Origin of the sequence: Pyxidicoccus caerfyrddinensis (assembly GCF_010894405.1) — a bacterium.
Lineage (GTDB): Bacteria > Myxococcota > Myxococcia > Myxococcales > Myxococcaceae > Myxococcus > Myxococcus caerfyrddinensis.
Genome location: NZ_JAAIYA010000011.1, coordinates 213041 through 227526 on the forward strand (window position 1 = coordinate 213041; position 14486 = coordinate 227526).

The following is a 14486-nucleotide window of genomic DNA, read 5'->3' on the forward strand; positions in this document are numbered from 1 at the left end:
GCACGCTCAGCCGCACCCCTACCGGAATTCTCCCGCGAGCATGGGCGCTCGATTCCGATACAGATGATGTTTCACGATACAACTCGATTAGTTCTCACGCGTTTGACAGGGATTGAGACGTCCCTATCATGTGACTCGCGGTACGTCTCACTTCGCGAGCCACACCCCTCCCGTGACACCATTCCTCCAAGGTGGACGGGGGGTTGGGGGTGAATGAAGGCACCCCCGCCCCCCGCTCCATTGTCACGGAAGCGGCGGCCGGTGCGGTGGGACGTCAGCTCGCTTCCTGCAGACCTGGCCCCGGGCCATCCACGCGCTGGCCCACGCGAGCCCTGCGCGCCTTCGTCAGCACGTGCCCGAGGTAGCGGCCGGTGTGGCTGCCCTCCACTCGAGCGACCTGCTCGGGCGTGCCGGTGGCCAGAATCCTGCCGCCGCCCGCGCCGCCCTCGGGGCCCAGGTCGATGACCCAGTCCGAGCTCTTGATGACATCCAGGTTGTGCTCGATGACGAGCACGCTGTTGCCCGCCTCCACCAGTCGGTTGAGCACGGACAGGAGCTTGCGGATGTCCTCGAAGTGCAGGCCCGTGGTGGGCTCGTCGAGGATGTAGAGCGTGCGGCCGGTGGCCACGCGCGCCAGCTCACGTGCCAGCTTGATTCGCTGGGCCTCGCCGCCGGACAGGGTGGGGGAGGGCTGGCCCAGGCGGATGTAGCTCAGGCCCACGTCATGCAGCGTCTGCAGCACGCGCATGATGTCCTTGTGCGCGCCGAAGTGCTCCATCGCCTCGCGCACGCTCATGTCGAGCACCTCGGCGATGTTCTTCCCCTTGTAGCGCACGCGCAGGGTGGCCTCGTTGAAGCGCTTGCCGGCGCACACCTCGCAGGGCACGTACACGTCCGCGAGGAAGTGCATCTCCACCAGCTTCACGCCGTCGCCCTCGCACGACTCGCAGCGGCCGCCCTTGATGTTGAAGCTGAAGCGGCCCGGCCCGTAGCCGAAGGCGCGCGCCTCCGGCGTCATCGCGAACACCTCGCGGATGTTGTCGAACAGCTTGGTGTATGTGGCCGGGTTGCTGCGCGGCGTGCGGCCAATGGGGCGCTGGTCGATGTCGATGACCTTGTCCAGGTGCTCGAACCCCTGGATGGACTTGTGCTTGCCGGGCGACTCGCGGCTCTCGTAGAGGTGCCGCGCCAGGGCGGGGTAGAGGATTTCGTTGATGAGCGTGGACTTGCCCGCGCCGGACACGCCGGTAATCGCGCTGAAGACGCCGAGCGGAATCTCCGCGTCCACGTTCTTCAGGTTGTTCTCCGTCGCGCCCTGGATGACGAGCTTGCGCTTGGGGTCCGGCTTGCGGCGCTGCTGCGGAATCTCGATTTCCTTCCGCCCGGAGAGGTACGCGCCCGTCTCGCTGTCCTCGTTCGCCATCACCTGCGCGGGCGTGCCCTGGGCCACCACCTGACCGCCCAGCTCGCCCGCGCCGGGGCCGAAGTCCACCAGCCAGTCCGCCTCCTCCATCGTCTCCTCGTCGTGCTCCACCACGAGGACGGAGTTGCCCAAATCCCGCAGGCGCTTGAGCGTGGTCAGCAGCTTGCCGTTGTCGCGCTGGTGCAGGCCGATGGAGGGCTCGTCGAGGATGTAGATGACGCCCGTCAGCTCGCTGCCCATCTGCGACGCCAGGCGGATGCGCTGGCTCTCGCCGCCGGACAGCGTGGACGCGGTGCGGTCCAACATCAGGTAGCCCAGGCCCACGTCCACCAGGAAGGACAGACGGCTGCGAATCTCCTTCAACAGCTCGGTGGCGATCTTCCGCTCGTGCGCGGACAGGCCCATCTCGCCGAGGAAGCCCAGCGCGTCGGAGATGGTCAGCCGGCTCAATTGCACAATCGTCTGGCCGTGGACCTTCACCGCGCGGCTCTCCGGCTTCAGGCGCTCGCCCTTGCAGGAGGGGCAGGGCTTGTTGCTGAAGTACTTCTGCAGCTCGGCGCGGCGCGCCTCGGAGGTGGTGGTCTTGAAGTTGCGCATCATGCGCTCGACCAGGCCCTCCCACTCCATCTTGTACTGGCCGCCCTCGCCCCACTCGACGGTGAAGCTCTTGCCGTTGGAGCCGGACATCAGCGTGTCCTTCTCGCGCTTGGACAGCTTCGCGTAGGGCACGTCCAGATCAATCTTGAACGCCTTGGCCAGGCTCTCCACGAAGTCGGCCGTCCAGCCCTCGCCGCGATTCATGCCGTTGGCCCACGGTTCAATGGCGCCGTCGCGGATGCTGCGGGACGGGTCCGGGACGATGAGGTCCGGGTCCATCTCCGGCTTGGTGCCCAGGCCGTTGCAGTCCGTGCACATGCCCAGCGGGTTGTTGAAGGAGAAGGACGCGGGCGTCAAATCCCCGAAGGACAGGCCGCAGGTGGGGCACGCGTTGAGCTCGGACATGACGCGGTCCGAGGCCGGGGTGCCCTTCTCGTCGGTGACGATGAGGGTGCCCTTGCCCTCGCGCAGCGCCGTCTCCACGGAGTCGGTGAGGCGCGTCTTGAGGTCGGGCTTGAGCACGAGCCGGTCGATGACGAGCGCGATGTCGTGCTTGGACTTCTTGTCCAGCTCGATGCGCTCCTCCAGGCTCTTCAGCGCCCCGTCGATGCGCGCGCGAGAGAAGCCGCGCTTCTGCGCCTCGGAGAGCAGCTCCTTGTGCTCGCCCTTGCGGTTGGTGACGAGCGGCGCGAGCACCTGGAGCTTGCTGCCCGCGGGCATCTTCAGGATTTCGTCGACAATCTGCTGCGCGCTCTGCTTGCCCACCTTGCGCCCGCAGTTGGGGCAGTGCTGCACGCCGATGGAGGCGTAGAGCACGCGCAGGTAGTCGTGCACCTCGGTGACGGTGCCCACCGTGGAGCGGGGGTTGTTGCTGGCCGCCTTCTGCTCGATGGAGATGGTGGGCGACAGGCCGCGGATGGTGTCGTACTTCGGCTTCTCCATCTGCCCGAGGAACTGCCGGGCATAGGCGGAGAGGCTCTCCACGTAGCGGCGCTGGCCTTCCGCGTAGAGCGTGTCGAAGGCGAGGGAGCTCTTGCCAGACCCCGAGACACCCGTGAAGACGACGAGCTTCTTCTTCGGGATGTCCAGGGAGACGTTCTTGAGGTTGTGCTCCTTGGCGCCTCGGAGGGAGATGACGTCGGGCTCGGACATGATGGGCGGGCGTTTACCACTGAATGGGTGTTCCGGTGCGAGGAAACTCGCACGGGTGGAGTGAATGACGGCCAACGCGCCGGGTTTCAACGCCCATCCCACATGTGCCAGGTCCCCAGACGGGCGGGCAGGGCCGGCAGGGCAGGCTGCCGCCCCATGGGTTTCCCTGTAGGGTGCGCCCGTCCATGAACGGCTGGGTCCTCCCCGAGCGCTACCGCGGCACCCCCCTGCTCGTCTTCTCGAGCTTCCTCTTCGCGGTGATGGCGCTGTGCACGCGGCTGTTGGCGGGCCGGCTGTCCCCCGGGCAGGTGGCGTCCGGGCGCTTCCTCATCGGGCTGGTGTTCCTGGCCATCTACTTCCCGGCCCTGGGGCGCAAGCCGCGCTACGGGCGCCTGTCTTTGTGGGTGCTGCGCGGCATCTTCGGCGGCGCGGCCGTCTACCTGTATTTCATCGCCATCGACCGGATGACGGTGGGGCCGGCAGTGCTGCTCAATGCGTGCTGGCCCATCTACGCGGCCATCATCGGCTGGCTGTTCCTGCGCGAGCGCGTCACCGGGCCGCTGCTGGCGGGGCTGGCGCTCACCACGCTGGGCGCGGGCCTGGTGATGTGGAGCAGCATGGCGGGCGGCGCGTCGCTGTCACTGGGCCTGGGGGCATGGGCGGGCATGGGCTCGGCGGTGCTGGGCGGCGCGGCGGTGGTGGTGGTGCGCGCGCTGCGGCACGACACGGACTCGGCCACCGTCTTCTTCTCCTTCTGTCTCTTCGGCCTCCTGTTCAGCCTGCCCTTCGCGATTCAAGACTGGCGGCCGCTGGGGTGGGACGTGGTGCTGCCGCTGCTCGGCGTGGGGCTGACGTCCGTCGCGGCGCAGATGACCTTCACGTATGCCTTTGGCTACGTCACCGCGGTGGCGGGCGGTGTGGCCACGCAGCTCACGCCGGCCTTCTCGTGGGTGATGGGCGCGCTGCTGCTTGGCGAGCCCGTGTCGCCGCTCGCCGTCACCGGCGCGCTGGTGTGCGTGGGCGGCGTGTTGTGGGGCACCGGCGTGGTGGGACGGCTGTTGGCACCGGCATCCCGTCCCACGGTCTGAAACGTCGCCCGCTGAACCCGGCAGCCCCTCCCGGCCGTCGGATTCGTCGGTGTGTTACCGGCGCTTCCTGAAGGAATTCCAGTCCTTCAGCCCGAATGGGAAATGTTGTTCCACGCGCGGTGCCAGTCCTTTCCCATAGAGGCCAGAGGCTTGCCGCGTCGGCCTGCCGACGTCTTCCCCCCATGGAGCGTGGGCACCCGGGTTGCAGAGAGCCCTCCGCCGGAGCCGTGGATCACCGCGGCTCACGAAATTCGTGGTCCCCGGGCGTGGCGGGAGGTCGTTATGAGCAGGGCGCTGTGGGTGGCGTGGGTGGCGGCGGCGGTGTTGGTGGGGGTGGGGTGCGAGCGGCCGTCGTCCCAGAAGGCAAAGAGCGCCTTCCTGGTTCGCCCGGAGACGATTGAGTTCGGCCCCGCGGCGCTGGGACGCACCAAGAGCTTCAAGCTGAAGATCGCCAACGGGGGCCGCGCCTCGTACCGCGTGGAGGGCGCTGTCTCCACCGTGCCCAACGTGGAGATTCCTCCCTTCGCGCCCTTCGTCCTGAACGCCGGAGGCGAGCAGGAGATCGAGGTCCGCTTCACGCCGCAGGTGGAGGGCGTGGTGCAGGGCATGGTGGAAATCATCAGCGACGCCGAGTCGGACGGGCTGGTGCCCGTCAACGGCCGCGGTGTGAAGGCCTTCGTGGAGGTGCCGGAGACGGCGCTCGACTTCGGCAACGTGGCCATGGGCATGGTGGAGATGCGCGAGGTGACGGTGCGCAATCCCTCCGACGTGGAGAGCCCGCTGGTGCTGTCCATCCAGGGCACGGACGCGGACCAGTTCACCGCCGGAAGGGGACAGTCCTCGGTGCTGGCCGCGGGCGAGGAGCGCGTGGTGCCGGTGGCCTTCGCGCCGGGCCGCCTGGGCTCGGCGGAGGCCGCGCTGCACGTGGTGGTGTGCGAGGGCTGCGAGCCGGCGGTGATTCCGCTGCACGGCCTGGGCATCGCCTCCAAGCTGGAGGTGACGCCGCTGCGCTTGGACTTCGGGCGCGTAGCGCTGGGGGCTACGGCGGAGCAGTCGATTACGGTGCGCAACCAGGGCACGGTGGCGCTGAGCTACTCGGGGGTGCAGCTGCTGGACAACCCGGGCGGCGTCTTCAAGGTGGTGAACGAGCCGGTGGTGCCTGGCGGGGTGCTGGCCGCGGGCGCGTCGGTGGAGCTGCGCGTGGCCTTCACGCCGGTGGCGCTGGGGCGCGTGCGCGACGGCCGGGTGGAGGTTGGCGTGAGAGACCAGGGCTCGAGCGCGCCGGGGCCCAAGGTGTCGCTGACGGGTGAGGGCGGCGCCTCATGTGTCACGGTGCTCCCGCGCAAGGTGGACTTCGGCGTGGTGGCCGAGGGCATGACGGCCACGCGTGAGGTGCAGGTCATCAACCGCTGCCGTGACAGCGTGCTGCTGAGCAACCTGCAGCTCGATACGACCCAGGGCGGCTTCTTCACCCTGGCCCAGGCGCCCGCGAGCGTGACGGTGCCGGCCGGTGAGACGGCGAAGGTCGGTGTGACGTTCAGCCCGCGCGTGGGCCTGACGGCGGCCAGCGCCGGGCAGCTCGCGGTGACGGTGCGCACCGGCACGGGCTCAGCCACGGAGGCGGTGACGCTGTCGGGTCAGGGCCGCGTCTTCAAGCCCTGCCAGTACGAGATGCCCAAGACGCTCAGCTTCGGGAAGGTGCCGGTGGGCGCGTCGGTGGCGCTCGGCGTGTCGGTGCGCAACACCGGCGCGGAGGCGTGCTACCTGGCCTCCATGCAGCTGTCTCAGGGCTCGGATTCGGCCTTCAGCTCGCTGGACGTGGACAACCGCGTGCTGGAGCCGGGGCAGAAGGCGACGCTGGTGGTGAGCTTCAAGCCGGAGTCGGAGGGCATCTTCTCCGGCATGGCCGAGGCGTGGGTGAACCACCCGACGGCGGGACACCCGCTGGTGCAGGTCTCCGGCGAGGGCGTGAAGCACTGCTTCGCGGTGCAGCCCACCACGGTGGACTTCGGCATCACCAAGCTGTCCTGCGGGCCCCGCGTTCGCGAGGTGCTCGCCATCAACAACTGCCTCGGCCAGGTGCAGCTGACCGGCATGGCGCTGGAGCAGGTGGGCAATGAGTTCACCGTGGCCTCGCTGACGCCCTTCCCCCACACGCTGCCCCAGGGCGGCCGGGTGCGGGTGCTCGCCACGTACACGCCGGAGGACGACGGCGACGACACGGCGGCGCTGCGCTTCACGCTGGATGACGGGTCTGTATTCACTGCGGGCTTCATCGGCCGCGGGGTGACGAAGGCGGAGCAGACGGACCGCTTCTTCCAGGAGTCCGAGGCGAAGGTGGACGTGCTCTTCGTGGTGGATAACTCCGGCTCCATGATGGAGGAGCAGCAGAGCCTGGGGCAGAACTTCGCGGCCTTCCTGAGCGCGGCGAACCAGGCGGCGGTGGACTACCGCATCGGCGTCACCACCACGGGCCTGGACCCGTCTCCGGGCGGCTGGTCCGAGTGCCCGGGCGGCGCGCAGGGCGGTGAGAATGGCCGCCTGTTCCCGGTGGATGGCTCGCGGCCGCGCATCATCACCCCGTCCACGCCCGACGCGGCGGGCGTCTTCGCCAGCAACACCCGGGTGGGCGTGTGCCATTGGAACGAGCAGGGCCTGGACGCGGCGCACCGCGCGCTGTCGGACCCGCTGCTGTACCAGCAGGACGACCCGCGCACCCCGCTGGCCAACGACGGCAACGGCGGCTTCCTGCGCGAGGACGCGAAGCTGGCCATCATCTTCCTGTCGGACGAGGAGGACTTCAGCTCGCAGCCGGTGTCCTTCTACGAGACGTACTTCCTGGCGCTGAAGGGCAATGACAAGACGCGGCTGAGCATCAACGCCATCGTCGGTCCGGCGGACCTGGGCACCTGCCCGACGTCCAGCAGCTCCGGCAGCCGCTACATCCAGCTGGCCCAGGCCACGGGCGGCGCGGTGGAGAGCATCTGCACGCCCAACTGGGCCGCGTCCCTGGAGAAGCTGTCCAACAGCGCCTTCGGCCCCAACCGCCGCTTCACGCTGTCCGAGCAGCCGGCGGACCCGGAGCGCATCGTCGTCGAGGTGGATGGCGTCAAGGTGACGGACGGCTGGGCGTATGACGCCAGCAACAACTCCATCCTCTTCGAGCGCGACGCGGCCCCCGCGCCCGGCTCCATGGTGGAGGTGACGTACCCGCTGGGCTGCAACTAGCCCGCGCCGCGAGGTCGGGTTGTTTTCCGGGGCGCTCCCATCGCGAGGTGGGGGCGCCTCTTTCATTTCTTCAGCCTGCGCTGCGGCGGCTATCTGTCAGCCATTGACCCCCAGGTGACAAAGATGACTCGACAGGGCGGGGCAGGCGCGTGCAGCCTTCCGGGCGAAATGCCGGATTCCCTTCTCGTCGCCGCCCTGGGTGACATCCACGGTCGCTTCCACCGCGTGGAGACGTGGCTGGACGCGCTGGAGCAGGCGCGTGGCCGCCGCGTGGACGTGGTGCTGGCGGTGGGGGACGTGGAGGCCTTCCGCCGCGCGGACGACCACCGGCGCAAGGCGGCCAAGCGCACCATGCCGGCGGAGTTCGCGGAGTACGCGGACGGCGTGCGCCGGGTGAAGCGGCCGCTGTACTTCATTGGCGGCAACAACGAGGACTTCGAGGCGCTGCATGACTTGCAGGCCGGCGGCGAGCTGGCCCCGGGCGTCTGCTACCTGGGGCGCGCGGGCCTGCGCGAGCTGCACGGGCTGCGGGTGGCGTATCTGTCGGGCATCCACGCGCCGCGCTTCATCGAGCAGCCGCTGAAGCGGCCCACCACGCAGGACACGATGAAGCAGGCCGGCTACTTCCGCACGGCGGAGGTGGAGCAGGTGTCCGGGCTGCGAGACGTGGACCTGCTGCTGGTCCACGAGTGGCCGCGAGGCATCGTCCAGCGGGCGCGCGAGGAGAACCCGATGCCGCCGAGGCCGCTGCCCTCGTATTGGATTGGCAATCCGGTGACGCGGCGACTGGTGGACATGGTGCATCCGCGGTGGGTGCTGTGTGGCCACTCGCACAAGGCCTTCGCGGTGACGCTGGAGGGGCCGGGTCGGCCGGCCACGCGCATCGCCTGCCTGGACCAGGCGGCCCGGGCGCAGGAGTCCGTCTTCTGGCTGGAGTACCAGGGACGCGAGGCGATGCGCGCGGGCTGGGGCACGTCCGGTGACGTGTCGTGGGAGTCCGGTCAGCGGTGGGATTTGTCCTCGCTGCCGCCGCCGCAGGAGGGTGACAGCGAAGGGGCTTCGGCGGAGTACTGACGCCTCTCGGAGGGCTCGCTCAGGGCTGCCCTGGTGCGAGGTGCGTCACGGTGAGCGCGGGCCTGGCGCGAGCCGGGCCCGGCGGTACCGCGAGCGACTCGAGTGCGCGCGCCTGCTGACGGACGTTCGCTTCCAGGAAGACGCGCGTGGCATGGGCACAGGCGGCCCAGCCGCGTGAGGTGGCCGCGGACTGGCCCTCGGGTGCCAGGGCGGGGGCCACGGCGGTGGCGGCGCCGACGCTGGTGAAGTCGAAGTGCCGCAGCCCCGCGACGCGCACGAGCCACCGGTCCGCGCCGCGCAGCGAGCGCACGAGGTCGAAGTCGGGCACCACCACCGCGTCGCCCTCCTGGTAGAGGTGGAGCAGCGGCACGTGGAGGTCTTCCGGGCGGAAGTCGGTGAGTCCGGTGAGCCACTCCTTGCCCATGCGGTTGGCGATGCCACCGTCCAGGCTCACGAGGGCCTCTGTCTCCGGGTGTTCCCGCGCGAAGAGGAACGCGGCGCGAGCCCCGAAGCTGTGCGCCACCAGGGCCACGTGGGAGGCGTCCACGCTCGTGTCCACCTTCATGACCTCGAGCGCGCGCGCAAGCTCCCGGGCCTGTCCCCGTGCGATGGCGAGGACGTCCTCGTTCTCCGAAGGGGGCGCGAGGTGCGTGGGGAAGGGCGTGGTGGCCACGACGTAGCCGTGGCTCGCGAGGAACTCGGCCAGCACCGCCTGGTGGTGCGCGGAGTGGAAGCGGCCCTGCGCCACGAGCACCAGCGGATAGCGGCCCTGGGCCGGAGTGGCTCCGCGCACGGCGGCGACCTCGGTGCCCAGCCAGGCCGACACGTCCGCCGCGGGCAGTCCCATCCCCGTGACGAGTTGCTGGTAGCGGGCCACGGCGGCCTCGGAGACGGCCGGGTCCTCCGAGGACTCTGGATGCTGCTCGGAGCCGGTGAGGCCCACGTAGTCGCGGTAGTGCAGGCGTGAGGCGGAGGCTCCGGCGCGCGCGGGATACCAGACGGTGAGCTGGAGCGGGTGCGCGTCGGCGGCGTCCTTCCCGGCGGGGAGGGCCCGCACGCGCAGGCCCACGTCATGGGGGCCCATGCGGAGCGGACCCCAGATCGCGGGGGCGGTGCTCGCGGGGGCCGGTGCCACCAGGGGACGGAAGGTGGGGGCAGGAGGGGTCGCGCTGCAGCCGGACAGGACGGACAGCGCCAGCAGCCAGGTCCCGAGCGCGCGCGTGCCCATCAGAAGGTGCCCGAGATTCCCGCCATGTGCGCGCCGGCCATGGGCATCATCCGCACGGTGCCCGGACGGTCCGGGCCCGTGGTGGCTCCGGTGCGTTTGTGCAGCAGGAGAGGGACGGCCACGCCGAACGCCGAGCCCATCACGGCGCCGGTGACGACATCGGTGAGGTAGTGCTTGTCGGCGCCCATGCGCAGCAGGCCCACGGAGGTGGCGAGCGGCAGGCCCACGGCCCAGATCCAGCCCTGGTGCTCATAGCCGCGCATCGCGGCCACGGTGCCCGCGGACACGACCATGGAGAACATGAGGTTGGTGTGGCCGCTGTAGAAGGAGAGGTTGTTGTCGCTGGGGTGGGCGGTGAGGCCCTTCTGGTCTTCGGGGAGCTGGTGCACGAAGGGGCGCTCGCGGCCGACGATGAACTTCACCGTCTGGTTGGCCACGGACGCGAGCACGGCGCTCTGGAGGATGATGGTGGCGTCCTCGGCGAAGAAGCGATTGGGCATGCCGGAGCCGCGGCCCACGGCGTACTGGACGCCGAGGATGCTGGCGGGCACCACGGCGAAGCCGAGGACGTTGCTCCAGGTGTCGGCGCGCTTGCGGGACTGCTCCGTCTCACCCGCGAGCCCTCGGCCCCAGCGGTCCAGGCGGTTGAGGGTGTCGGTGCCGTCGGGAGCGCGGTCGCACCAGCGGCACTGCGCGGGGGCGAGGTCGTCCTTGAAGAGGGCCTCGCTGGAAATCCACAGCGCGGCAGCGGTGCCGGTGATGAGGCCGTCCCGCTTCCAGTCGAAGCGGAGCTCGTGGAGCGTGGGCTGTTTCGAGTCCTCCTGCGCGGAGGCGGGCGACAGGGGTGCGAGGGCCAGCAGGAAGGCCAACACGACGGCGGTGGGAGCAGGGCGCACGGAGCCGAGCATAGGGGGCTCCCGCATCACCGTTCCACCTCCCGACGGCCCATACCTCCGTGAAATTGAGGCCGGTGGCGCCGGTGCTCGCGCCACACTCTCTCGTGAGCCCTTCTGCCTGCCCGCTCGCTGGACTCCGCCGACCCGCCGCGTCAGCGCCGGGGCTCGGTGAACGCCCTGGCGGTGGATGGCCTAGAGTCGCGGGGCGAACACGCCATGACGACTTCCTTCGCCACCCGGTTCCCGCTCAAGGTCCGCCTCGCGCTGCACGGAGGCACGCTCCTGGTGGGCGCGTTCACGTACCTCTACGCGCGGCTCGTCTGCACGTATATCTGTTCGCTGTCGCCTCCCGTGCTGTTGAGCACCGTGCTCGGGCTCTCCGGCGTCCACATGCTCCTTCGGGAGGCGGTGTTCCGGTTCGCACCCGAGCCAGACGCGAGCCGCACTCCGGCTCGCCATGCCTATCTGCTCTCGGTCGGCACCTGGGTGGTGATGGGCTTCGCGGCCTTCACGCTGCACCTCTTGCTCTACCGGGACTTCCCATTCTTCAGTCACGTGAAGCTCGCCGTCGGGTACTGGCTGCTCGGCGGCGGCATCGTCGCCCAGGTGGAGTACCTCCTCTTCGAGCAGCTCCACCCCTCCACGTCCTCACCCGTGGCGCAGCTGCGCGAGCGCCTGGGCCACCGGCTCATGGAGGGCTACGTCGTCTTCACCACCATCCCTGTGCTGGTGCTGATGCTCGTCCTGGTGCGCATGGTGGGTGAGTTCCACGGCTCCCGGCAGACCCTGATGGAAGCCTCGATCCTCGCGGTCCTCATCACCGCGGCCGCACTCGTCGCGGCCATGGCCTATGGCACCAGCCTGCGGCGGGACTCGGAGAAACTGCTGGAGGCGGTGCGCCGCGTCGGCAGCGGAGACCTCCATCCCGCCGCGTCCACGAGCCGCCCGGACGAATTGGGGCTCATCGCCCTGGGCATCAACGACATGGCCGACGGGCTCCGCCTCCGTGAGCGCATCCGTGAAGCCTTCGGCCGCTTCGTCTCACCGCAGGTGGCCAACGAGTTCATCGAGAACTACGCGCGCCCGGGACGCACCGCCGAGCTGGGAGGACGCCGACGCGACATGGTCCTCCTCTTCAGCGACCTGCGCGACTTCACCCCGCTGTCCGAGTCGCTCTCCCCCGAGGACCTCATCGAGGTGCTCAACGGCTACTTCGGGGAGATGGTCGCCGCCATCCAGAAGCACGGCGGTATGGTGGACAAGTTCATCGGCGACGCGGTGCTCGCGGTCTTCGGTCTCACCGAGGGCACGGACAATCCGGCCGCCGCCGCCGTGGCCGCCGCGCGGGAGATGCAGCAGCGCCTGAAGGACTACAACACCCGGCTCGCCGGACGCGGGCTGCACCTCCAGGCGGGCATCGGCGTGCACGCGGGCGAGGTCGTCGCGGGCTACCTCGGCTGCGCGGAGCGGCTGGAGTTCACCGTCATCGGTCACGCCGTCAACGTCGCCGCCCGCATCGAGAGCCGTGCCCGCGAACCACTGCCTTCGCTCCTCTTCAGTGACGAGGTGGCCCGCCGCGTCGCGGGGAGGCTCGACGTCCGCGAGGTGGAGTCCGTCACCCTCAAGGGCGTCGCGGAGCCGATGCGCCTCTTCACGTTGGCGCGCGGGGCCGAAGACAGCCAGGCCGCGTAGGCACGGACACCGCTCAGTTCTGGGTGGACAGCGCCGTCACCCAGAACGCGTCCGGCACCTTCGCCGCCGCTCCCTTCAGGAGCCGGTCGCGCAGCCGGGCCTCGGTGACCCAGACGCGGCCATTCGCTTCCACCGTGAGGTTGACGGGGGACTCCATTCCGGAGGCCAGCACCTCGATGCGCCTCGGACCCGCGGCTTTCCCGAGCACCTCGATGCGGACCACGCGTCCATCGCCGCTCTGGGACGCGCCCTCCAACACGAGCAGGCGGCCATCCGGTGCGAAGCGCATCCCATCCGGATTCTCCAACCTGCGCGGCAATTCCACCTCGCTCACGGAGGGAGTCGCTCCCGCCGCACCCGGGCGCACGAGGAAGAGCCGGCCGGGCCCAAACGTGTTGATGGCGAGCGTCTTCCCGTCCTGAGCCAGGGCGATTCCCGCGGGCCCGATGCCGGAGAGCCCCGTGGCCTTCGACGCGAAGCGCGCGTCGGACACGTACGTCTCCAGACGCTCACCGCCGGGCCTCAGGTAGAGGACCGCGGCCCGCGTGCTGTCCGTCACGTACAGCCCGCCATCCGGTGCGACGGTGATGTCATTGCCCAGGCCTCCCTCGGGCACGGGGATGATGCGTCGTACCTCGCCGGTACGTGCATCCACCGCGAAGAGCCGGTGCGCACGCCTCCCCAGGGAGTCATCCGGGCGCATCAGCCCCATGACGTCGGGAGAGGTCCCCCACAGCAGGCCGCGCGGTGCATCCAGTCGCAGGCTCGTCACGGCGAAGACCTCCTCGGATCCGGGGAACAGCACCGTCCACCCACCTCCCGGAGCCCGTCGCAGGATGCGCCCGCTCGACACCGAGCCGACGTAGAGCGTCCCGTCCTCCGAGTGGGCGATGCCGTTGGGGTATGCGAAGCCTTCGGGGAGGGACAGCCGCTCGCGGCTCGGGGGTACGCCTTCGGGTGTGGCAGTGAGGAGGGTTGCGGCGAGGGCGGCAACGAGGTGAAGGCAGGTCATGGCGGGCCTCGAGGGGACGTGAGGGCCATCGACGGGCCCCCGTGCTTCCAGTGCGTGCCATGCACCAGTAGCTCACGGCGCGTGTCCCATCATCGGGGGATGCCGCACTACACTCGTGCACGGCACGCAACAATGTGGAGGCGTGGGATGGAGCGCGCGGCACTGAGGGACCGGCTGGAGGACATGCTCAGCTTCACGGCGGTGGCGCGGGCCTTGAGCTTCGCGGATGCGGCACGGGAGCTCGGCATCAGCGCCTCCGCGTTGAGCCGGCGCATCGCGAGACTGGAGGACGCGCTGGGCACCGCGCTCCTGCGGCGCACCACGCGCCACGTGTCGCTGACGGAGGCTGGGACGCTGTACCTGGAGCGGTGCGGCGACGTGCTAACCCGTGTGGAGGACGCGGAGGCGCTCGTCTCGGGCCTGGCGGGTGAGCCCCGGGGACGGCTGCGGGTGGCCGTGCCCAACCTGTTCGGCCAGCTCCAGGTGGCGCCGCTGCTGCCGGACTTCCTGCGCCGCTACCCGCGCATCGGACTGGAGCTCTCGTTCATGGACCGCTACGTGGACCTCGTGCAGGAGGGCTTCGACGTGGCCATCCGCATCGGCGCGCTCACGGATTCCAGCCTCGTCGTGCGCCGGCTCGCGACGAACCACCGCATCCTCTGCGCGGCCCCCTCCTACCTCCGGGGCCGCCGGCCGCTGGCGAAGCCCGAGGACCTCGTCCACCATCCCTGCCTCTTCTTCAGCCCGCTCGCGGACGGGCAGGTGTGGAACCTCCACCGGGGAGAGGAGCAGGCGGCGGCGAAGGGCCGTCCGGTGCTCGTCGCGGACAACGCCGAGGCGCTGCGACTGGCGGCGGTGGCGGGCTGTGGCGTCACCATGCTCGCCACGTTCCTCATCGCGGAGGACCTGCGCGCCGGGCGGCTCGTGCGGGTGCTGGAGGGCTGGTCGGTGCCAGACACCGGTATCTTCGCGGTGCACCCGCCGGGGCGGCTGGTTCCGTCGAAGGTGAAGGCCTTCGTCTCCTTCCTCGCGGAGCGGTACGCGGGCATGCCTCCGTGGGAGCGGGTGGGTTCGCGTCGCTCGGGGGCGTGAGGAT

The 14486-nt window shown here is 70.0% G+C and carries 9 protein-coding genes; 5 read left to right on the forward strand and 4 right to left on the reverse strand.

From position 1 onward, the window contains the following. Nucleotides 1-274: 274 nt before the first annotated feature. On the reverse strand, nt 275-3172 hold the full coding sequence (uvrA, locus tag G4D86_RS26755) for an excinuclease ABC subunit UvrA (protein WP_163996874.1): 2898 nt from the start codon (nt 3170-3172) through the stop codon (nt 275-277). A gap of 185 nt (nt 3173-3357) precedes the next feature. Between uvrA and G4D86_RS26760 the strand changes: the two genes are divergently transcribed. From G4D86_RS26760 to G4D86_RS26770, 3 genes are all read left to right on the forward strand, one after another. Further along, entirely contained in the window at nt 3358-4260 is a 903-nt protein-coding gene (locus G4D86_RS26760; protein ID WP_163996875.1) for a DMT family transporter, read from the forward strand. 282 nt (nt 4261-4542) lie between these two features. Next, nucleotides 4543-7488 carry a choice-of-anchor D domain-containing protein gene (locus tag G4D86_RS26765; protein ID WP_163996876.1) on the forward strand — a complete coding sequence of 982 codons (2946 nt, stop codon included), beginning with the start codon at nt 4543-4545 and terminating at the stop codon, nt 7486-7488. A gap of 168 nt (nt 7489-7656) precedes the next feature. Continuing rightward, nucleotides 7657-8562, forward strand: a complete 906-nt coding sequence (locus G4D86_RS26770; protein WP_163996877.1) for a metallophosphoesterase family protein — start codon at nt 7657-7659, stop codon at nt 8560-8562. A gap of 19 nt (nt 8563-8581) precedes the next feature. On the opposite strand, the gene G4D86_RS26775 is transcribed toward G4D86_RS26770, so the two are convergent. Both G4D86_RS26775 and G4D86_RS26780 read right to left on the reverse strand, forming a co-directional pair. Then, on the reverse strand, nt 8582-9790 hold the full coding sequence (locus G4D86_RS26775; RefSeq protein WP_205519749.1) for a dienelactone hydrolase family protein: 1209 nt from the start codon (nt 9788-9790) through the stop codon (nt 8582-8584). After that, nucleotides 9790-10698 (reverse strand): phosphatase PAP2 family protein, encoded by a 909-nt coding sequence (locus tag G4D86_RS26780; protein ID WP_163997039.1) that lies wholly within the window; start codon nt 10696-10698, stop codon nt 9790-9792. Before G4D86_RS26780 ends, G4D86_RS26775 begins: the two co-directional genes overlap by 1 nt. Nucleotides 10699-10902: 204 nt before the next feature. Here G4D86_RS26780 and G4D86_RS26785 point away from each other — a divergent pair, with 204 nt between their 5' ends. Beyond that, nucleotides 10903-12378, forward strand: a complete 1476-nt coding sequence (locus G4D86_RS26785; protein WP_163996879.1) for an adenylate/guanylate cyclase domain-containing protein — start codon at nt 10903-10905, stop codon at nt 12376-12378. A gap of 13 nt (nt 12379-12391) precedes the next feature. Here G4D86_RS26785 and G4D86_RS26790 read toward each other — a convergent pair whose 3' ends face one another. Continuing rightward, on the reverse strand, nt 12392-13390 hold the full coding sequence (locus G4D86_RS26790) for an SMP-30/gluconolactonase/LRE family protein (RefSeq protein ID WP_163996880.1): 999 nt from the start codon (nt 13388-13390) through the stop codon (nt 12392-12394). Nucleotides 13391-13537: 147 nt separating this feature from the next. On the opposite strand from G4D86_RS26790, the gene G4D86_RS26795 reads away from it, so the two are divergent. Further along, nucleotides 13538-14482: a LysR family transcriptional regulator gene (locus tag G4D86_RS26795; protein WP_163996881.1), complete on the forward strand. Its 945-nt coding sequence runs from the start codon at nt 13538-13540 to the stop codon at nt 14480-14482. Nucleotides 14483-14486: the final 4 nt, after the last annotated feature.

Coding starts and splice junctions, on each gene's coding strand:
- uvrA (WP_163996874.1), bottom strand. CDS start 3,172: ATGTCCGAGCCCGACGTCATCTCCCTCCGAGGCGCCAAGGAGCACAAC.
- G4D86_RS26760 (WP_163996875.1), top strand. CDS start 3,358: ATGAACGGCTGGGTCCTCCCCGAGCGCTACCGCGGCACCCCCCTGCTC.
- G4D86_RS26775 (WP_205519749.1), bottom strand. CDS start 9,790: ATGGGCACGCGCGCGCTCGGGACCTGGCTGCTGGCGCTGTCCGTCCTG.
- G4D86_RS26790 (WP_163996880.1), bottom strand. CDS start 13,390: ATGACCTGCCTTCACCTCGTTGCCGCCCTCGCCGCAACCCTCCTCACT.
- G4D86_RS26795 (WP_163996881.1), top strand. CDS start 13,538: ATGGAGCGCGCGGCACTGAGGGACCGGCTGGAGGACATGCTCAGCTTC.
- G4D86_RS26765 (WP_163996876.1), top strand. CDS start 4,543: ATGAGCAGGGCGCTGTGGGTGGCGTGGGTGGCGGCGGCGGTGTTGGTG.
- G4D86_RS26780 (WP_163997039.1), bottom strand. CDS start 10,698: ATGCTCGGCTCCGTGCGCCCTGCTCCCACCGCCGTCGTGTTGGCCTTC.
- G4D86_RS26770 (WP_163996877.1), top strand. CDS start 7,657: ATGCCGGATTCCCTTCTCGTCGCCGCCCTGGGTGACATCCACGGTCGC.
- G4D86_RS26785 (WP_163996879.1), top strand. CDS start 10,903: ATGACGACTTCCTTCGCCACCCGGTTCCCGCTCAAGGTCCGCCTCGCG.